The 742-nt window shown below is 34.4% G+C and carries 1 protein-coding gene; it reads left to right on the plus strand.

The window, feature by feature from the left end:
* A partial coding sequence (locus AWN68_RS11160; RefSeq protein ID WP_221405721.1) for a hypothetical protein occupies positions 1–619 on the plus strand: 619 nt, incomplete at its 5' end.
* Positions 620–742: the final 123 nt, after the last annotated feature.

Raw genomic sequence — 742 nt, forward strand, 5'->3', positions numbered from 1 at the left:
ACGGTTATACGAACCGTTGGCAACAATATTGAAAAAACTCATTTTCATATTATTTTTTGGCCTTTGCGCTTGTAAATCGGGATTTGATTCCTCTGCAAAACAATGCGTAGAAAAAAAGGAAAGTGAAACTCTAAAACAGGCCGTGGACCTATTTGAATGGAAAATTCAAAAAAAATATCCAAATGTTTCAAAAGAAGCAGCCTATTTCGATTTCATTTCGGATTGGAGTAACAAAAAACTACCGATGGATTTTTTTCAAGACTCGTTGGAATTGAAAATTCGAAAAATGGATTTATGGACAGAATCAAATCGTTCGGAAAGAAATATGGACTTAGAAAAAAAGTTATTTAATGTAGATTCAATGAACCCTGTAAGAGTGAAATTGGGTAAGGAATTTTCGACTTGTCTGGGTAAATCAACCGATTTGGATGGAATTAGAAGCTTTTTGCATGCTAATTCAAAATATCGTTTAAGTCCAAGGCTTGCGCAAAATCCCTTATATAGGACAAGTGAGCATGACATGAAGAAATTTGAGAATAGACTGGCAATAGTCCTTGGAGTTTATTACCAAACTATGTTTAATATAAAAAATACTGTTGCCAACACGGTGTATAATTAATTGCGGTCGGAAATTCAACAAGTGAATTTCCTGCAATCAATTATCTTTATAGTCAGGCGGACATTTTCCGTTGGAAAAGTCCGCAACTAATCATACACGAACCGTTGTAACACATTAAAACGA

It is taken from the genome of Roseivirga echinicomitans, from assembly GCF_001592935.1.
In the GTDB taxonomy this organism is placed as follows: Bacteria; Bacteroidota; Bacteroidia; order Cytophagales; family Cyclobacteriaceae; genus Roseivirga; species Roseivirga echinicomitans.